Annotated in this window: 14 protein-coding genes; 10 read left to right on the top strand and 4 right to left on the bottom strand. The window is 64.4% G+C overall.

The features are described 5' to 3' along the window. Positions 1–4: 4 nt before the first annotated feature. The 4 genes from C4J85_RS17580 to C4J85_RS17565 all read right to left on the bottom strand — a co-directional run bounded on the left by C4J85_RS17580 (position 5) and on the right by C4J85_RS17565 (position 6309). Positions 5–1363 carry a hypothetical protein gene (locus C4J85_RS17580; RefSeq protein WP_124367584.1) on the bottom strand — a complete coding sequence of 453 codons (1359 nt, stop codon included), beginning with the start codon at positions 1361–1363 and terminating at the stop codon, positions 5–7. After that, positions 1360–4935: a hypothetical protein gene (locus C4J85_RS17575; RefSeq protein WP_124410348.1), complete on the bottom strand. Its 3576-nt coding sequence runs from the start codon at positions 4933–4935 to the stop codon at positions 1360–1362. The genes C4J85_RS17580 and C4J85_RS17575 overlap by 4 nt, the downstream gene beginning before the upstream one ends. 2 nt (positions 4936–4937) lie before the next feature. Then, on the bottom strand, positions 4938–5873 hold the full coding sequence (locus C4J85_RS17570) for a hypothetical protein (RefSeq protein ID WP_218567704.1): 936 nt from the start codon (positions 5871–5873) through the stop codon (positions 4938–4940). A gap of 100 nt (positions 5874–5973) precedes the next feature. Beyond that, on the bottom strand, positions 5974–6309 hold the full coding sequence (locus tag C4J85_RS17565; protein WP_124367581.1) for a hypothetical protein: 336 nt from the start codon (positions 6307–6309) through the stop codon (positions 5974–5976). Positions 6310–6972: 663 nt separating this feature from the next. Between C4J85_RS17565 and C4J85_RS17560 the strand changes: the two genes are divergently transcribed. From C4J85_RS17560 to C4J85_RS17515, 10 genes are read left to right on the top strand one after another with little or no spacing between them, the layout of a single operon-like run. Further along, positions 6973–8640 carry a GspE/PulE family protein gene (locus C4J85_RS17560; protein WP_124411208.1) on the top strand — a complete coding sequence of 556 codons (1668 nt, stop codon included), beginning with the start codon at positions 6973–6975 and terminating at the stop codon, positions 8638–8640. Next, positions 8637–9833: a type II secretion system inner membrane protein GspF gene (gspF, locus tag C4J85_RS17555; RefSeq protein WP_124410346.1), complete on the top strand. Its 1197-nt coding sequence runs from the start codon at positions 8637–8639 to the stop codon at positions 9831–9833. Before C4J85_RS17560 ends, gspF begins: the two co-directional genes overlap by 4 nt. A gap of 19 nt (positions 9834–9852) precedes the next feature. After that, positions 9853–10263 carry a type II secretion system major pseudopilin GspG gene (gene gspG, locus C4J85_RS17550; protein ID WP_124363483.1) on the top strand — a complete coding sequence of 137 codons (411 nt, stop codon included), beginning with the start codon at positions 9853–9855 and terminating at the stop codon, positions 10261–10263. 7 nt (positions 10264–10270) lie between these two features. Beyond that, positions 10271–10696: a Tfp pilus assembly protein FimT/FimU gene (locus C4J85_RS17545; protein WP_124410345.1), complete on the top strand. Its 426-nt coding sequence runs from the start codon at positions 10271–10273 to the stop codon at positions 10694–10696. Then, the gene (locus C4J85_RS17540; protein ID WP_124410344.1) at positions 10693–11025 is read left to right on the top strand and encodes a type II secretion system protein; all 333 of its coding nucleotides are present in this window, start codon (positions 10693–10695) and stop codon (positions 11023–11025) included. The genes C4J85_RS17545 and C4J85_RS17540 overlap by 4 nt, the downstream gene beginning before the upstream one ends. Beyond that, complete coding sequence (locus C4J85_RS17535; protein WP_124410343.1) at positions 11022–11630, top strand: prepilin-type N-terminal cleavage/methylation domain-containing protein; 609 nt, start codon at positions 11022–11024, stop codon at positions 11628–11630. The genes C4J85_RS17540 and C4J85_RS17535 overlap by 4 nt, the downstream gene beginning before the upstream one ends. Then, positions 11627–12328, top strand: coding sequence for a general secretion pathway protein GspK (locus tag C4J85_RS17530; protein WP_124410342.1), 702 nt, complete (start codon positions 11627–11629; stop codon positions 12326–12328). Before C4J85_RS17535 ends, C4J85_RS17530 begins: the two co-directional genes overlap by 4 nt. Next, complete coding sequence (locus C4J85_RS17525; RefSeq protein WP_124410341.1) at positions 12325–13317, top strand: type II secretion system protein GspL; 993 nt, start codon at positions 12325–12327, stop codon at positions 13315–13317. The genes C4J85_RS17530 and C4J85_RS17525 overlap by 4 nt, the downstream gene beginning before the upstream one ends. Continuing rightward, the gene (gspM, locus tag C4J85_RS17520; protein WP_124367575.1) at positions 13292–13894 is read left to right on the top strand and encodes a type II secretion system protein GspM; all 603 of its coding nucleotides are present in this window, start codon (positions 13292–13294) and stop codon (positions 13892–13894) included. Before C4J85_RS17525 ends, gspM begins: the two co-directional genes overlap by 26 nt. Beyond that, positions 13891–14391 carry a general secretion pathway protein GspN gene (locus C4J85_RS17515; RefSeq protein ID WP_124410340.1) on the top strand — a complete coding sequence of 167 codons (501 nt, stop codon included), beginning with the start codon at positions 13891–13893 and terminating at the stop codon, positions 14389–14391. The genes gspM and C4J85_RS17515 overlap by 4 nt, the downstream gene beginning before the upstream one ends. Positions 14392–14393 lie beyond the last annotated feature (2 nt).

The raw sequence follows: 14393 nt of genomic DNA, 5'->3' as shown, positions 1-14393 counted from the left end.
TGAATCAGACCGTCACGAACAGGGCCAGGTGATCGCTGGTGGAGCGGATGTGCCCCATGTTTCGCCAGCCACGGAAACGTTGCCGGTCGCCAGCGGCGAATGCCGGCGCCGGTGATGGCGGCCAGCCGAGCGGAGGCGCCTGGAAATCGCTGGCGATGGCCACCATGCCCACGGGCGCACCGCCAGGCGCGGGGTTGACCACATTCAGCGGCGTGCCGACCACGGTGTTGGCGATGGTGAAGTTCCCGGCCGCGCCGCCACGCACCAGGATGTTGTCGATCGAATACAGGTTGCTGCTGCTCGACGAGCCGATGTAGCGGTAACCCGGATAAGGCACGGCTCCCACGTTGGTCGACCAGAAGATCGTCGATTTCTTGCTCTTGAGGTGGGTGGCGAAATAGCCCATGTAGGCATCCAGGGCCGGAGGCGGGGCCGCAGCCGGTGGCTGCAGTTGCAGGGCGTACCCCAGGCCCGTGAGCGGGGCGTAGCGCAGTGGATCATTGCCGGTCTGGCTCAGCAGGTTGACATTGAAATCACCGGTGATGACCCGGGTTTCCAACGCGCCCAGGGCGGCGCTGATGTCACGCACGTTGGCCAGACCGTTGAGGTAGGCATTGGCCGCCACGTACTGCGGCGGCGAATGGATGGCAAACAGCGTGAGGTTGCGCTGCACCACCACGGGCGGGCCGTCGACGGTTTCACAGAACGTCACCATATAGGGTTCGCGCAGGCCGCCATAGTTGAGGGGCGCGCCGAGGTTATCGACGAAATCGACCCGCGCCGCGCACCGGCTTTCGGACAGGTTGCCGGGGTTCAGGGCGGCAGGGGGAATAGCGCGACCGGCGACGGTAAAACAAGCGTTGGTCTGCAGCGGCGGGTAATTGCCGGCGGCGGGCGCAGGCAAGACGGTGGGGTTGAAGCTGATGCCATTGCCCGCTGGTGACCAGGCGTTGGGGCCGGTGAACAAGCGTCTGCCGGCCGCCACGCCGGGGCCCGCCGGGATCACCGGTTTGTAGAACACCGCGACGCCCTCGGCTCGCCCGGCCTGGCCGACCACCAGGGGCGGCACCAGGTTCCAGGCAAGGCCGGTCAGGTTGCGGATGCGCAACAACAGCTCCACGCAACCTTGCCAGCCGCCGGTTGGCGAAATCAGTGAGCCTGGGCCGTGGCTCGGGCCGCTGGCGGTCTCTACCACCACGAAGATGTCCGGGTTGAAGGCGGTGATATGGGCCAGGATCAGCGCCAGTCGGTCGGCAGCGTTCAGGTCGGGAATAAACGCCCCGGCGCGGTTCCGCTTGGTGCTCAAGGGGCGGATCTTGTTATAGCCGAAGCTCTCGATGTTCCAGTACAGGACGCGCGTCATGAGGCGATCTCCGAGGGCCCGGTCAGTGCCGGATGCGTGGACGTATCCGGCGCCAGGGCCAGCAGGCGCTCGGTGTCGCTGTCCGGATCTTTGACGTAGGCGGCATACCAGCCCAGGCTGCCGGAGGACTGAGGGTCGCCAAACAGGAAAAACTGCAGGGTCGCCCCCGGGGGCAACTTGGCGATGCCGAGGATCTTGATGCCGATATCGGTCAGTTGCAGGTTGAAGAATTTCGCTTGCGGATCGGGCTGCCCCGGGATGGTCTGGTAGAGCAGTTTGATCGGTCCGGTGGACACCTTGATGATTCCCTGCAGGGAAAACACGCTGGCGGATGGCGCGGCACCCGGCAGGCTCAAGCCAACGAAGAGCATGGGGTTGGCGTCGGTGCTCTGGCTGTCGGGCGACCAGGCAACCAACAGGTCGGACTCGAAACCAGCGCCCGAGACCAAGGCGCCGGGCGATCCCATGGTGACTTTGTAGACAATGCCCGACCAGGCTCCGGACATAGGCTTGAGCGACAGGTTCTCCGGCAGGACCGGGAGAAAACCGTAATCCGCGGGTTTCTTCTGTTCCGGCGCCTGGATGAATTGCTTGAGCTGCAGGGTCAAACCCTTGTAGAGGCTTTTGCCGCGAACCTGGCTGGTGACCGGATCGAATCCCAGGTTGCCGGGATCGAAGCTGAAGCTCACGGCGTTGGGTGTGGCGCTGGGAAAACTCATGCCGATCTGCAGGTTGGTATAAGCCAGGCCCTCGTTGCGCGCACTGCCGTCTTCGCTGCCAAAGGACAACAGGTCGAATGGCCCGGAGGAGGTCTCGAGCAGGGCGAAGTCCAGCTTGCCCCACATCAGGAAACGACTGGCGGTGGTGACGCCGCTGTCCGGGCTGCCCAGGGTGTTGAACTGGATGCGATTGACGGATGCGGCCGGCAGCACGTTGCTGTCCAGGTTGAACAGGTAGCTCTGGCTTTGTTCGAAAACATAGGTGGTGGTGTCGTTTTGTTGCAGGGCGCTGCCGTCGAGGACCATGGCATTTACGGCACTCGGATCTTCGGCGCGTCGCGTGGCCTGGATCGCTGAACCGAACAGGCGGTCCAGGCTCAGTTGGATACGACTGTTGAAGGTCACCAGCCTGGACTGACGAAACAGTGCCTGGAGCTGGAGGACGCTGAAGGCATAACCTTCGGTCGTGGCCAGGGCGATGGGCATGTCGGCGTCCGCGCCGTTGGCCCGGGCCTGTTCATAAGCCGGGTTCTGATAGTCGATCAGTCCAAAGAGATTGGAAATGCCCTGGATATCCAAGGTGTCGTCCTGATGGCTGATGCGACTGACGCTGGCGCCGAAGTGGTGGGCGAGAAAGCGGCTGTAATCGATGCCGGCGGCGATCCCGGCCAATTGCTCGGGGAGGCTGTCCAAGGGCAGGTCGGCATTGAGCACCATAAAGCCTTTCCATTCGGGGTCGTTGACCTGGGCGACGAAGTCCGCATAGAGGCTGTCCGGTGTGGCGGCGGCCTTGAGCTCGGCGGCGCTGATGAAGTCCTGCAGCCACTGGGACAAACCGGTGTACGCCAGGGTCTCAAGCCCCGGCACCAGATCTGCGGTTTTCGAGAACGTCTCGGGCAGGGTCCAGCGGTTGGGATTGTCGATGCGCTCTTTCAGGCTGCCACTGCAATATTTCATGATCAGCACGTTGCGGTAGCTGGTGGTTTGCACGCCGGCACCGATATTGGCGATGAAGTGCCAGTCGGCGATCTCCATGTGGTTGCTGAACGTTGCGCCCTGGGTGAAAAACGGTTGCGGGTTGACGCCGACGAGAAATAACTGATTGGTTTGCAGCGCCTCGTGCAGCCCCTCGGTGGGCTGCTCGAAGGCAAAATCCAGCATGCTCTCGGCAGATTTCGAGCGTGCCAGCAGCACTTTGCGGTAGCCGATACCGTCCGGATCCAGGTCCACCAGCAAGCCTTGCGGTGTGGTCGCCCGATCGGGTTTTTCGGCCGCGCCAGCCGGGGCCCGTTGCAGCCGTTTGAGCCGTGCGGCCCGCCTGCCCGGCAGGGTGGCGGCGCTGATCAGGCTCTTGCGCGAGGCGGCAAGAATCTCGCTCTCGAACTGGGTCAGATTGACGCCCGTCGTATTGGTCATGCCGGCATACGGCACCAGGGGGAAGGCGAAGCCTGGGGTTTGCGGGAGCGGTGTGCGTGGCGCGGCGGGGGCCAGCATCACGGTGTCGCCAGCGGCTGCGGCCTGGCCATAAAGCGGGCTGCCGTCGGGCTGTGCGCTGTAGGCCGGGATGGAGGCGCCGGCAATCAGGCTGCTCCAGGAGGTCCGGTAGTCGCCGGTCAGCAGGGCGGTGACCGCGCCGCTGGTGGGGGACACCAGGCTGCTGGTCGGGAATGGGAAGATGGGTGCATACGCCGATTGAGCGGCGAGCAGGCGTATGCGGTCATTTTCAGTGGGACTGGCCGCAGGATTGTAGTTGGAAAAGCTCAGCCATTCGGTACCGAAGATGCCGCACAACAGCGATTGCCCGACGGCGGCGGGAAGGGTCGGCACACTCAAGCCATAGTCACCGCTCAGGGTGAGGCTGTAGCTCGCGCCGTCATCACAGAACACCAGGCTGGCCGCGTGGGGCAGGGGCCAGCCATTGGCATCGAGGCCATTGAGCGGGACCAGATTGATGGGGTTGCCGGCAGTGCTGCGCCATTGACTGGGCAGCGAAGTGCTGCCGGCAGCGGCGAAGGCCAGGCCGGTTCGGATCAACCCGGCGGCCAGTTGCGTCGCACTGATGTGCTGGTTCAGCCGGTCCAGCGGGTCGAGGACACCGCCCATGTTCAACGTGGCCGGCATGCCGATCGGGTTGAACACCGGGTAGTTGAGTAGGGTGTTGCCGTTCCCGGTGTTGACCACATAGGCAAAGCCGGTCTGGAAATACCGCAGCGCAGCCACAGGGTTGTAGGTCAAGGCATACACCAGGCTTGCGGCCTGGCTACCGTCCAGCGGTACATAGGCCAACGGCTGCTGCGGGGGAGTCAGTTGCAGGCCGCTGTCTGCCTGCAGTTTGTCGTTGAAGCCCATGCTGATCCCGGTACTGGACTTCAGGCGCAACGCGTTGAGGTCGGCATCGTATTTGACGAAGGTGCCGAAGTTGATGAAGAAGGTCAGGCGATCGCCGAGCTTTATGTTGAGGTTGTTCTGCACTTGGCAGGACGTCCCCAGGCTGATGCGCAACCCATAGTCGTTGAAGCGTTTGGGCGCCGGCAGGTTGCTGCCCGGCAACCAGAGCAGCGCCCTGCCGACGAAGTTGCGCTGCTCGACGGCAAACAGAAAGGCATAGAGGGCGGTGACAAACGCCGACGGGTCGCTGCTTAGGCTGACCGGCTCGCTGGGGGCAAACAGGTAATGGCCGGCCTGCTTATCGAACGCATCGGCAGGGCTCAGGCTGGCCGGCAAATCGGCTGGTAGGGTGCCTTGGGGCATCACGTAGCCGCGCCAGCCATAACCACTGTCATCGGGCAGGGCATAGGCCGCGCTGTTGGCAATTTGCTGATAGTCGGATGGGGTGGTGGCGCGGCTGGTCATGTCTATCCCCTGCAATTGTCGGCACGGCCACGAATCCACGACCAGTCGGCGATGCTGCCGGCGTAGTGGTTGGGCAGGTTATGGCCGGACTGGAAAGTGCCATCGAGGCTGAGCTGCCCCCGCTGTTCCTGGGTGGCGGGACGAAACGACAAGGCCCCACCCTGGATATGCACCGGCCCGACGCTGGATTTGCGCAGGGTCACGGGGGTGGCGGTGGCCATGACGGTGTAGCGGTCGATCAGGTTCGTGGCGTAGTAGAAACTCACTTGGGCCGTCAACGCGTTGCTGCTGTCGGGTTTGTAGGGATCAAGCAGTTCCACGGTCACTTGCAGGTCCGGCAACAAGGGTTGGCGGTAGTGGGCAATCACGCTGGTGGTTGGGCTCTGCCAGCGGATAAGGTCGCCGCGATAGGCTTGCGCGCTGTCCTTGTTGTCCTCGTGCGTGCCTTCGATATTGAAGTCGGCGAGCACATGCGAAGTGTTCGGAGGGGCACAGAAAAATGCGCCCAGGCTGCCACGTATGCGTTGCCCATCGCTGGCCAGGTCAAAGGTGGCAGTGGGTGTGTCGGCCGTCATGCTCAACCCGGTCAGGCCAGCGCCGCCCATGGACAGTTCGGCGTTCACCCGGGCCTCGCGACTGTCGACGACCAGAACGAACAGCACCGGACCCACCTGACGGCTGACGTTCATGCCGGGCAGCAGTATCGGCCCTGGCAGGCAGGGTGCCGGGGTCGCCGAAGAGGCGGAAGGAGCGGGAACGAGGTCGGCGCAGCCCGAGGTCAGGGAGGCGTACTCGACGCTGGAAAAAGTGTGGCTGAACCCATCAGGCAAAGCCGTCGGCGTATGTCTGCCGGTCGCCATTACCCACAGGATGCTTGCCAGAATCGCGCCCAGTGTTAACCAGCAAACCCGGGTATAAAGCATCCGATGCTTTGTCACGCGAGGGTACCGTCCATGTCCCGTACTGCGTTAATGAAACCGGCGTACGTGCGCGTCCGCCGGCTTCAGGGATGGGGTCTGGCTAAAGAACCCGTATGGATCAGGAAAGGCTGAATGTACCGATGTTGGTGCTGGTGAAAGGCGTCTCGGAACCGCTGTCGACGATGACGCCAGTGAACAGGATGCTGAACCCCGCGCCGACGTTTTGCAGCGTCACCTTGGCGCCCGCGCGCAGGATCACCGGTCCGGCAGGGGCGTCGGCGGCGAGAATTTGCGTTGAGGCAGTGTTATTGACTTGGGTAGCCCACAGCAGGTTGTTCTGGTAGTTGAACGTGACCTTGGTGGTTTCGTTGGGATCGCCGTTATACGTGGTCACGGAGTTGCAGTTGATGGTGAGGGGCGTGGTGACGGTATTTACCGAAGTGAAGGCGTTCATTTTGAATATCCTTTTCCAGTGTTGGTCATGATCCAGGGAGCTGAATCGAGTGAGAGTCTAGGCGTGCTTCTTCGCCTGTAAAGGCAGGGCGTTAACAGCATTTGGTGCGTTTTTTCGCCAGTTTTGCGACGAGCGCGTGGCTTGCTTAACGTCCAACTGACTGTAATCAGATGGCTTTTTGCAATGGGGTAGGGGGTGTGGCTAAATGCCTCTAATAGCGTTTTATAAGCATCGTTAGGCCGAAATAGTCGTTCGATCAGCTTCCTGGCACGCCCATGGGAAAAAGCGACATTGACTATGGAAGAGGGGGGAGAAATCCCTTCCCGGCGACACACCTTCGCGCGTAGTGCCGCAGTAAAACGCTTGCCTGTTTTTCCTTGCCGGTTATTTAAGAGAAAGTGTGTGAATAATTAAGGCGTATGGCTATGTGCAACTAGTGGCAATTGGCTGCCAACGCTCTAAATCAGTGCATTCAGCAATGTTTTGTATTTATATTTCCCTCGTACAGGAACTAGCGCTATAACTTCCAGTCGATACCCCCGGCTAACTCCCGGCAGGGCTATGGCGAACTAATGGCATTGTTCGGTAGTTCCAAATAGCCATACTTCTCGCCCTATCAGATATCACTTCATTATGTCGTCAGCCCCCATCAATGCCTGCCAGATGCCTGTCCCGCACACCGAGCAGGTGTGCGCATGGTTGATGGCGCATGCAGGACTGAAGACCGTCGACCTGGACCGCGCCAGACGCTTATTCACCGAGGGTAGCGACCTGCTCGGCCTGCTCACGCGCCTGGGGTTGGTCAGCGAAATCGAACTGGCCCGCGCCTGGGCCGCCTTGCTCGATGCGCCGCTTGTGCAAGCCGATGCGGCGCCGCCGTTGCTCGACCCGATCCCCGCACTGACCGAGCGCTTCATGCGCCACTACCAGCTGGTGCCCATCGGTTGGGCCGATGGCGGGTTGCGCGTACTCGCGGCCAACCCGGCCCAGCTGTATCCATTCCAGGCCTTGGCCTATGCCTGCCAGGTGCCGATCTGGCTGGCCATCGGCCCGCGCACGGAAGTCGACAGCCTGATCGAGCGCTACTACGGCCAGGGCCGATCCGCCATGGGCACGCTGGTGGAGAACCTGGGCGAGCAGGGCGGTGCGCTGGAAGATATCGAGCACCTCAAGGACATGGCCTCCGAAGCGCCAGTGATCCGCCTGGTCAACCTGATCCTGCAGCGCGCCGTGGAGCAGCGCGCCTCGGATATTCACATCGAACCCTTCGAACACCAGCTCAAGGTGCGCTACCGCATCGACGGCGTGCTGCACGACGCCGAGGCGCCGCCGGCCAGCTCCTCGGCGGCGGTGATTTCCCGGGTGAAGATCATGGCGCGCCTGGACATTGCCGAGCGCCGCCTGCCCCAGGACGGCCGCATCATGCTGCGCATCCAGGGCAAGGAATTGGATTTGCGCGTGTCCACGGTGCCCACTGCTTTCGGCGAATCGGTGGTGATGCGCTTGCTCGACCGGCAGACCGTGCAGTTCGATTTTCCCAGCCTGGGTTTCGATGGTCAGCGCCTGGCCACCTTTCTTGAACTGCTCGAACGGCCCCACGGCATTCTGCTGGTGACCGGGCCGACCGGATCCGGCAAGACCACCACGCTCTACACCGCGTTGTCGCGCCTCAACACCCCTGAGCGCAAGATCATCAGCGTCGAAGACCCGGTCGAATACCAGCTCGAAGGCATCAACCAGATCCAGGTAAAACCGGCCATCGGCCTGGACTTTGCTGGTGTGCTGCGCTCCATCGTGCGTCAGGACCCGGACGTGATCATGATCGGCGAAATCCGTGACCTGGAAACCTGCCGCATCGCCATCCAGTCCGCGCTCACCGGCCATCTGGTGCTGTCGACCCTGCACACCAACAGCGCCGCCGCCAGCATCACGCGGCTGCTGGACATGGGCGTCGAAAGTTACCTGATCGCCTCGACCGTCAGCGGCATCCTTGCCCAGCGCCTGGTGCGCCGCCTGGACCCGGCCACCCGCGTGGCGTTCGAAGCGCCAGCCGCGTTGATCGAAGAGCACGGCCTGGACCGTCTGACCGACCAGCGCCCGATCCTGCTCTACCACGGCGATTACCATGGCCGCAGCGCCCTCACCGAGTTGCTGGTGATGAACGATGAGGTGCGCGACCTGTTGATGCGCCACGCCGACGCCGCCACCCTCGAGCAGGCCGCCCGCCGCGCAGGCTTGCGCACCTTGTATGAAGAGGGCTTGCGCCAGGCGCTGGCCGGCGTCACGAGCCTGGAAGAAGTGCTGCGCGTCACCCGTGGGGAACCCGCGTGACGCTGTTCAAGTTTCGCGCGCTCGACAGCCAGGGTGTCGCCCACAACGGCACCTTGCAAGCCAAGAACCAAGCCGCTGCCGTCGCCGCGTTGCACAAGCGCGGCCTGCTGCTGTTGCAGATCGAGACAGCGGGCCGGCCGCTATTGAGCCCTGCGCGCGGAGCATTGAAAGGCGCGGGCCTGGTCAGCTTCACGCAACAACTGGCGACCTTGCTCGGCGCCGGCCAGCCCCTTGAACGCTGCCTCGGCCTGCTGCTCAAGCAGCCCGGCTCGCCCCAGGTGCGCGGTTTGATCGAACGCATCCGCGATGAGGTCAAGGCCGGCCAACCGTTATCGGCCGCGCTGGAACAGGAGGGCGGCAGCTTCTCGCCGCTGTACCTGAGCATGGTGCGCGCCGGTGAGGCGGGCGGCGCGCTGGAGCGCACCCTGCGCCAGCTCAGCGACTACCTGGAGCGCAGCCAGCGCCTGCGTGGCGAGGTGATCAACGCGCTGATCTACCCGGCGTTCCTGGTGGTGGGCGTGTTGGGTTCGCTGGCGCTGTTGCTGGCGTACGTGGTGCCGCAATTCGTGCCGATTTTCCAGGACCTGGGCGTGCCGATCCCGCTGATCACCGAAGTGATCCTGGGGCTCGGCGAGTTTCTCGGCGCCTATGGGCTGCTGGTGCTGGCCGGGTTGATTGCCCTGCTGTGGGCGGTGGTCATCGGCCTGCGCGACCCGCGCCGCCGCGAGCGCTGTGATCGCCGCGTGCTCGGCCTGCGCGTGCTCGGCCCGCTGCTGCAACGGGTCGAAGCGGCACGGCTGACGCGCACCCTGGGCACCTTGCTCAGCAATGGCGTGGCGCTGCTGCCGGCGCTGGTGATTGCCCGGCAGGTCTGCAGCAACCGTGCGCTGCAGGCGCAGGTGGCGATGGCCGCCGAATTGGTGAAAGCCGGTGGCAGCCTCGGCCAGGCGTTTGGCGGCCAACCCTTGCTGCCCGAACTGGCGCTGCAAATGATCGAGGTCGGTGAACAGGCCGGTGAACTGGACAGCATGCTGCTCAAGGTCGCCGATATTTTCGACGTCGAGGCCAAGCGCGGCATCGACCGATTGCTCGCCGCACTGGTGCCCACCCTGACCGTGGTCATGGCGGTGCTGGTGGCGGTGATCATGCTCGCGATCATGCTGCCGCTGATGAGCCTCACCAGCCATATATGAACTTCAAGGAGCTATAACGATGAATGCCCGACGCCGCCAAAGCGGTTTTACCCTGCTGGAAATGCTTGCCGTGATCGTGCTGCTGGGCATTGTCGCGACCATCGTGGTACGCCAGGTCGGCGGCAATGTGGACAAGGGCAAGTACGGCGCGGGCAAGGCGCAACTTGCCGGTTTGAGCATGAAGATCGACAGCTACGCGCTGGATGTCGGCTCGCCGCCCACCAGCCTGCAACAACTGGTGGACAAGCCCGCGACGGCCTCCGGTTGGGCCGGGCCCTACGCCAAGCCGTCGGAATTGAAAGACCCGTTCGGCCACGCGTTCGGCTACCGCTTTCCCGGTGAGCATGGCGCTTTTGACTTGATCTTCTACGGCCAGGACGGCCAACCCGGCGGCGAGGGCTACAGTGCCGACCTGGGCAATTGGGAATAAGCGGCCCATGGCCCAGCGTGGATTTACCCTGCTGGAAATGCTGGTGGTGATCCTGCTGATCAGCCTTGCTGCCGGCTTGCTCAGCGTCGGGTTGCGCCAGGGCCTGCAAGCGGCCAAGGAGCGTCGGGTGGTCGGGCAGATGGTCGAGGCGCTGCGCGCTACACGCGCCGGGGCGATTATCAGCGGCCAGGCGGCGCGTACCGAATTCGATCTGCCCAACCGTGCGTTCAGCGCGCCTGGCCGGCCACCGCTGCACTGGCCGCAAGCGCTGCAGCTGAGCATGCACACCGCCGAGCAGGCCGGCTCGGCGGTTGAGTTCTACCCTGACGGCAGTTCCACCGGCGGCAACCTGTTGTTGGCCAGCGGCACCCGGCGCTGGCGTATTGATATCGGCTGGCTGACCGGCAGCGTGCAGTCCAAGGCGTTGCCATGAAGCGCCAGGCTGGTTTCACCCTGCTCGAAATGCTCGCCGCCCTGACCCTGCTGGCGGTGTGCAGCAGCGTGTTGCTGGTCGCCTTCGGCCAGAGCGCGCGTTCCTTGGCGCAGGTGGCGCGCAGTGATCGGCTGGCCCATGCGGCGCTCACGGTGCTCGATCAGGAAACCGCCGGCCGCCTCGACAGCGGTGTGCGCCAGGGCGAACTGGATGGCATCCATTGGCAACTGACCGTCAGCCGCCAACAGCCGCAGCTGTATCGCCTCGAGCTGACCGTCAGCGAAGGCCCGCACCAGGCGCACTTCAGTACCTTGAAGGCGCGCCTGTGAAGCGCCGCGAGCAGGGCTTCACTTTGCTGGAAATCCTCGTGGTACTCAGCTTGCTCGCAGTGCTGCTGGTGCTGGTCGGCGGTGCCTTGCTGGGCGCCAATCGTGCGGTGACCAAGGCCCAGCGCTACACCGTCAGCCTGGACGAAATGCGTGCCGCCCAGCAGTTCTTGCGTACCGCCATCAGCGAGGCGCTGCCCCTGGATGTGATGGAAGACGACAGCCAGGCCGAGGGCTTTTTCAGCGGCACGGCCGAGCGCCTGCAGTTTGTGTCGACCTTACCCGGTGTGCTCGGCGGCGGCATCCAGCGCTTTACCCTGCAGCGGGTCGACCAGGCCTTGCAGGTGCAGTTCGCACAGTTGGAATCCCACATCAACCCGGCCCGCGTTGAACCGCAGGTGCTGCTCAACCACGTCGAGCAGGTGCAGTTTAGCTACCGCGGCCTGTCGCCCCTGGGCCAGCCGACCGGGTGGGTCGCTGACTGGCCCTGGCCGAGGCGCTTGCCGTATGCGGTGCGCATCGTGGCCAACGTCAACGGGCCGGTGCCGTGGGTCACCCAAGTGATTGCGCTGCGCCTGAACCTGTCCAGTGGGAGCCTGGAAGAATGAAGCGCCAGCGCGGTGCGGCGTTGCTGCTGGTGCTCTGGGTGCTGGCATTGCTCAGCGTGTTGCTCGGCGGCCTGGCCGGTTGGGTGCAGTTGCAAAGTCGCCAGGCACTGTGGCTCAAACAGCATACCCAGACGCAATTGGCGGCCCAGGCCGGTATCGCCATGGTGATGGCGCAGCCGCACTGGGTGGCCGATGGGCGCGCTATGGCGCTGGGCTTTGACGATGCGCGGCTGCAGGTCAGCCTGCGCAGCGAGCGCGGCAAGTTGTACCTGATCAACGCCTCGGCCGATGACCTCACGCGCCTGGCCCTGGCCTGCGGCGCCACGCCGGTCCAGGCGCAGCAATGGGTCAAGGCGCTCGAGGCCCGGCGTACACAGGGCCTGGCGCCGTTTCGGGTGCTCGAAGAAGTGCGCCAGCTGCCAGGCATGACCCAGGCGCTCTACAGCCAATTGCTGCCCGAAATCACCTTGTGGAGCGACCTGGATCGACCCGATCCGGCGTTCGCCAGCCCCTTGATGCGCAAGGCGCTCAACCTGCCAAGCCGCAATGCCGAGGGCGCCGACCCCGGCCAAGTGGTGGAAATCGACTGCCGCGCCGAGCGCCCCGGCGGTTACCAGGCGCGCGTGCGCATTACCGTTTCACTGAGCCCAGCGGAGGACAGCGCACAGCCCTATCGGGTGCTGCGGTGGCAAGAATGAATCGACTCGAACCTATCGCCCGTCATTGGCGCGGCAGCCTGGCCCAACAGGCCTGGCGCCTGTGGCTCACGGAGTTGCGCGGCTGTGTGCCGGGCTGGCTGGCACTCAAGGAGCCGCCGGAGCGCATCCATCACTGGCCGCTGAGCGCGCCGCTCGACCTGGGCCAAGCGCGCCAAGTGCTGATGCTCGGCCCTGACGACGTGCTGCGGCAAACTGTGCACCTGCCCCTGGCCGCGGCGCGCAACCTGGCCAATGTGGTGGGGTATGAACTGGACCGCTACACACCGTTCGATGCCGAGCAGTTGTACTTCGTCGTGCGCCAGGAACAGCGCACGTCCACGCACCTTGAGGTGACGCTGGTAGCAATCCTGCGTGAGCGCCTGGACCAGATTCTCGCCGACTGCGCCACCCTGGGCCTGCGGCCTCATCGGGTGGATGTGGCAGATCTGGGCATCGATCTGTTGCCCGCCAGCCTGCGCCCGCGTCAACGCGCACAGGGCTCAGGCTTGCAACGCAGCCTGCCGTGGCTGTGCGGCGCCTTGCTGATCGCGGCGATGCTGTTGTGGCTCAACGACCGCCAGCGCGTCCTCGATGCCATGCAGCACAGCGTCCAGCAACAAAAAGCCCAGGTGGCCCAGGTGCATGCCCTGCGCCAGCAACTGCTCAACACTCAGGGCGCGGCGCAGTACCTCACGCGCCGCAAACTGGCGCAGCCGCCCTTGGCCGGGCTGCTGAATGACTTGACCCGCTGCCTGCCGGCCGACACCTGGTTCGAGCAATTGGACGTCAAGGACGGTGAGATTTCCATCGCCGGTCAAAGCGCCAAGGCCAGCGGCCTGATTACCCGGATCAAAGGCTGCCACCGTTTGGAAAACGCCCAGTTCGAAGGGGTGATTCAACCCGATGCGCGCACCGGCAAGGATCAGTTTGCCCTGCGTGCCCACTTGCGCCAGGAGGCTGCCGATGCGCCGACCCCTCACACCCCGTGAACGCCGCGGGGCCGCCTTGCTGGTGCTGGCCGTCGTGCTGGGCGCGGCCTACTGGCTGTTGATCGACAGTTGGTTCGCCGGGCCGCTGCGCAGCATGGGCGCCCACGCCGAACAGTTGCGCGAACAGCAGCAGCGCTATGCCAGCCTGTTGCGCCAGGGCGATGCGCTTCGCCAGCAGCTTGAGCAGGCCCGCCAGGACCCGGCCAGCAGCGCCAGCCTGTTGCCGGGGGATGACCCCGACGTGGTCGCCGCCGACCTGATGCAGCGCCTCGCCGACCTCATCGCCAGCCAGGCCAGCCGTGGCGGCGGTTGCAGCCTGACCCAGCGCAAACCCATCACTGCCGGGCAGGACGCCGGCGAGCCGTATCGCCAGGTCAAGGTCAGCCTGACCCTTGAGTGCGCCATCGAACCGTTGACCGCGATTCTGCATGCGCTGGAGTATCAGCCGCCGTATCTGTTCGTCGATGAGCTGCGCATCCGTCGCAGTCGCGAAGCGCCCTCCCGTGGCGGCGCGGGCAAGTTGGTGGTCAACCTGCTGGTGCGCGGCTACCTGCAACCGGCGCGGGTGGCACCATGAACGGCACACTGCGCCCCTTGGAGTGGGGCTTGCTCGGCCTGGCCGGGTTACTGGGACTGTTGATGGCGGTGATCCTCAGCAGCATCGGCGATGAACCGCAGTGGTTGCCCGAGGAACCTGCGCCGGCGCAGCCCGCCTTCAACCTGCAGGCGCCGCCGACGGTGGCCCTGGCTGACCTCGCCGGTACCTGGCAAGCGCCGCTGTTCAGCCCGGATCGCAGCCCTGACCGTGTGGCGGGCAAGGCGCGGGTCACCAGCCTGTCGAACCTGAGCCTCAGCGGCATCATGATCACCGGCAACCTGCAAATGGCCATGCTTAAACAAGCCGACGGCCCACCCCTGACGGTGCGCCTGGGCCAGAGCCTGCCCAACGGCTGGCGCCTGGAACACCTCACCCCGCAATCGGCGCGCTTCGCCCTGGACGGACGCACCCAGACCCTGAGCCTGTACGGCAAGCGGTTGCCCTCGATTTCTCCTTCTCGCGAGCCCCTCCCTTGATT

Source organism: Pseudomonas sp. R4-34-07, assembly GCF_003852375.1.
In the GTDB taxonomy this organism is placed as follows: domain Bacteria; phylum Pseudomonadota; class Gammaproteobacteria; order Pseudomonadales; family Pseudomonadaceae; genus Aquipseudomonas.
This window is presented reverse-complemented; position numbering and strand designations above follow the sequence as displayed.

Excerpts from the sequence above, each read along its gene's own strand:
- C4J85_RS17580 (WP_124367584.1), bottom strand. The coding sequence starts at position 1,363 with ATGACGCGCGTCCTGTACTGGAACATCGAGAGCTTCGGCTATAACAAG.
- C4J85_RS17575 (WP_124410348.1), bottom strand. The coding sequence starts at position 4,935 with ATGACCAGCCGCGCCACCACCCCATCCGACTATCAGCAAATTGCCAAC.
- C4J85_RS17565 (WP_124367581.1), bottom strand. The coding sequence starts at position 6,309 with ATGAACGCCTTCACTTCGGTAAATACCGTCACCACGCCCCTCACCATC.
- C4J85_RS17560 (WP_124411208.1), top strand. The coding sequence starts at position 6,973 with ATGCCTGTCCCGCACACCGAGCAGGTGTGCGCATGGTTGATGGCGCAT.
- gspG (WP_124363483.1), top strand. The coding sequence starts at position 9,853 with ATGAATGCCCGACGCCGCCAAAGCGGTTTTACCCTGCTGGAAATGCTT.
- C4J85_RS17545 (WP_124410345.1), top strand. The coding sequence starts at position 10,271 with ATGGCCCAGCGTGGATTTACCCTGCTGGAAATGCTGGTGGTGATCCTG.
- C4J85_RS17540 (WP_124410344.1), top strand. The coding sequence starts at position 10,693 with ATGAAGCGCCAGGCTGGTTTCACCCTGCTCGAAATGCTCGCCGCCCTG.
- C4J85_RS17530 (WP_124410342.1), top strand. The coding sequence starts at position 11,627 with ATGAAGCGCCAGCGCGGTGCGGCGTTGCTGCTGGTGCTCTGGGTGCTG.
- C4J85_RS17525 (WP_124410341.1), top strand. The coding sequence starts at position 12,325 with ATGAATCGACTCGAACCTATCGCCCGTCATTGGCGCGGCAGCCTGGCC.
- gspM (WP_124367575.1), top strand. The coding sequence starts at position 13,292 with ATGCGCCGACCCCTCACACCCCGTGAACGCCGCGGGGCCGCCTTGCTG.
- C4J85_RS17515 (WP_124410340.1), top strand. The coding sequence starts at position 13,891 with ATGAACGGCACACTGCGCCCCTTGGAGTGGGGCTTGCTCGGCCTGGCC.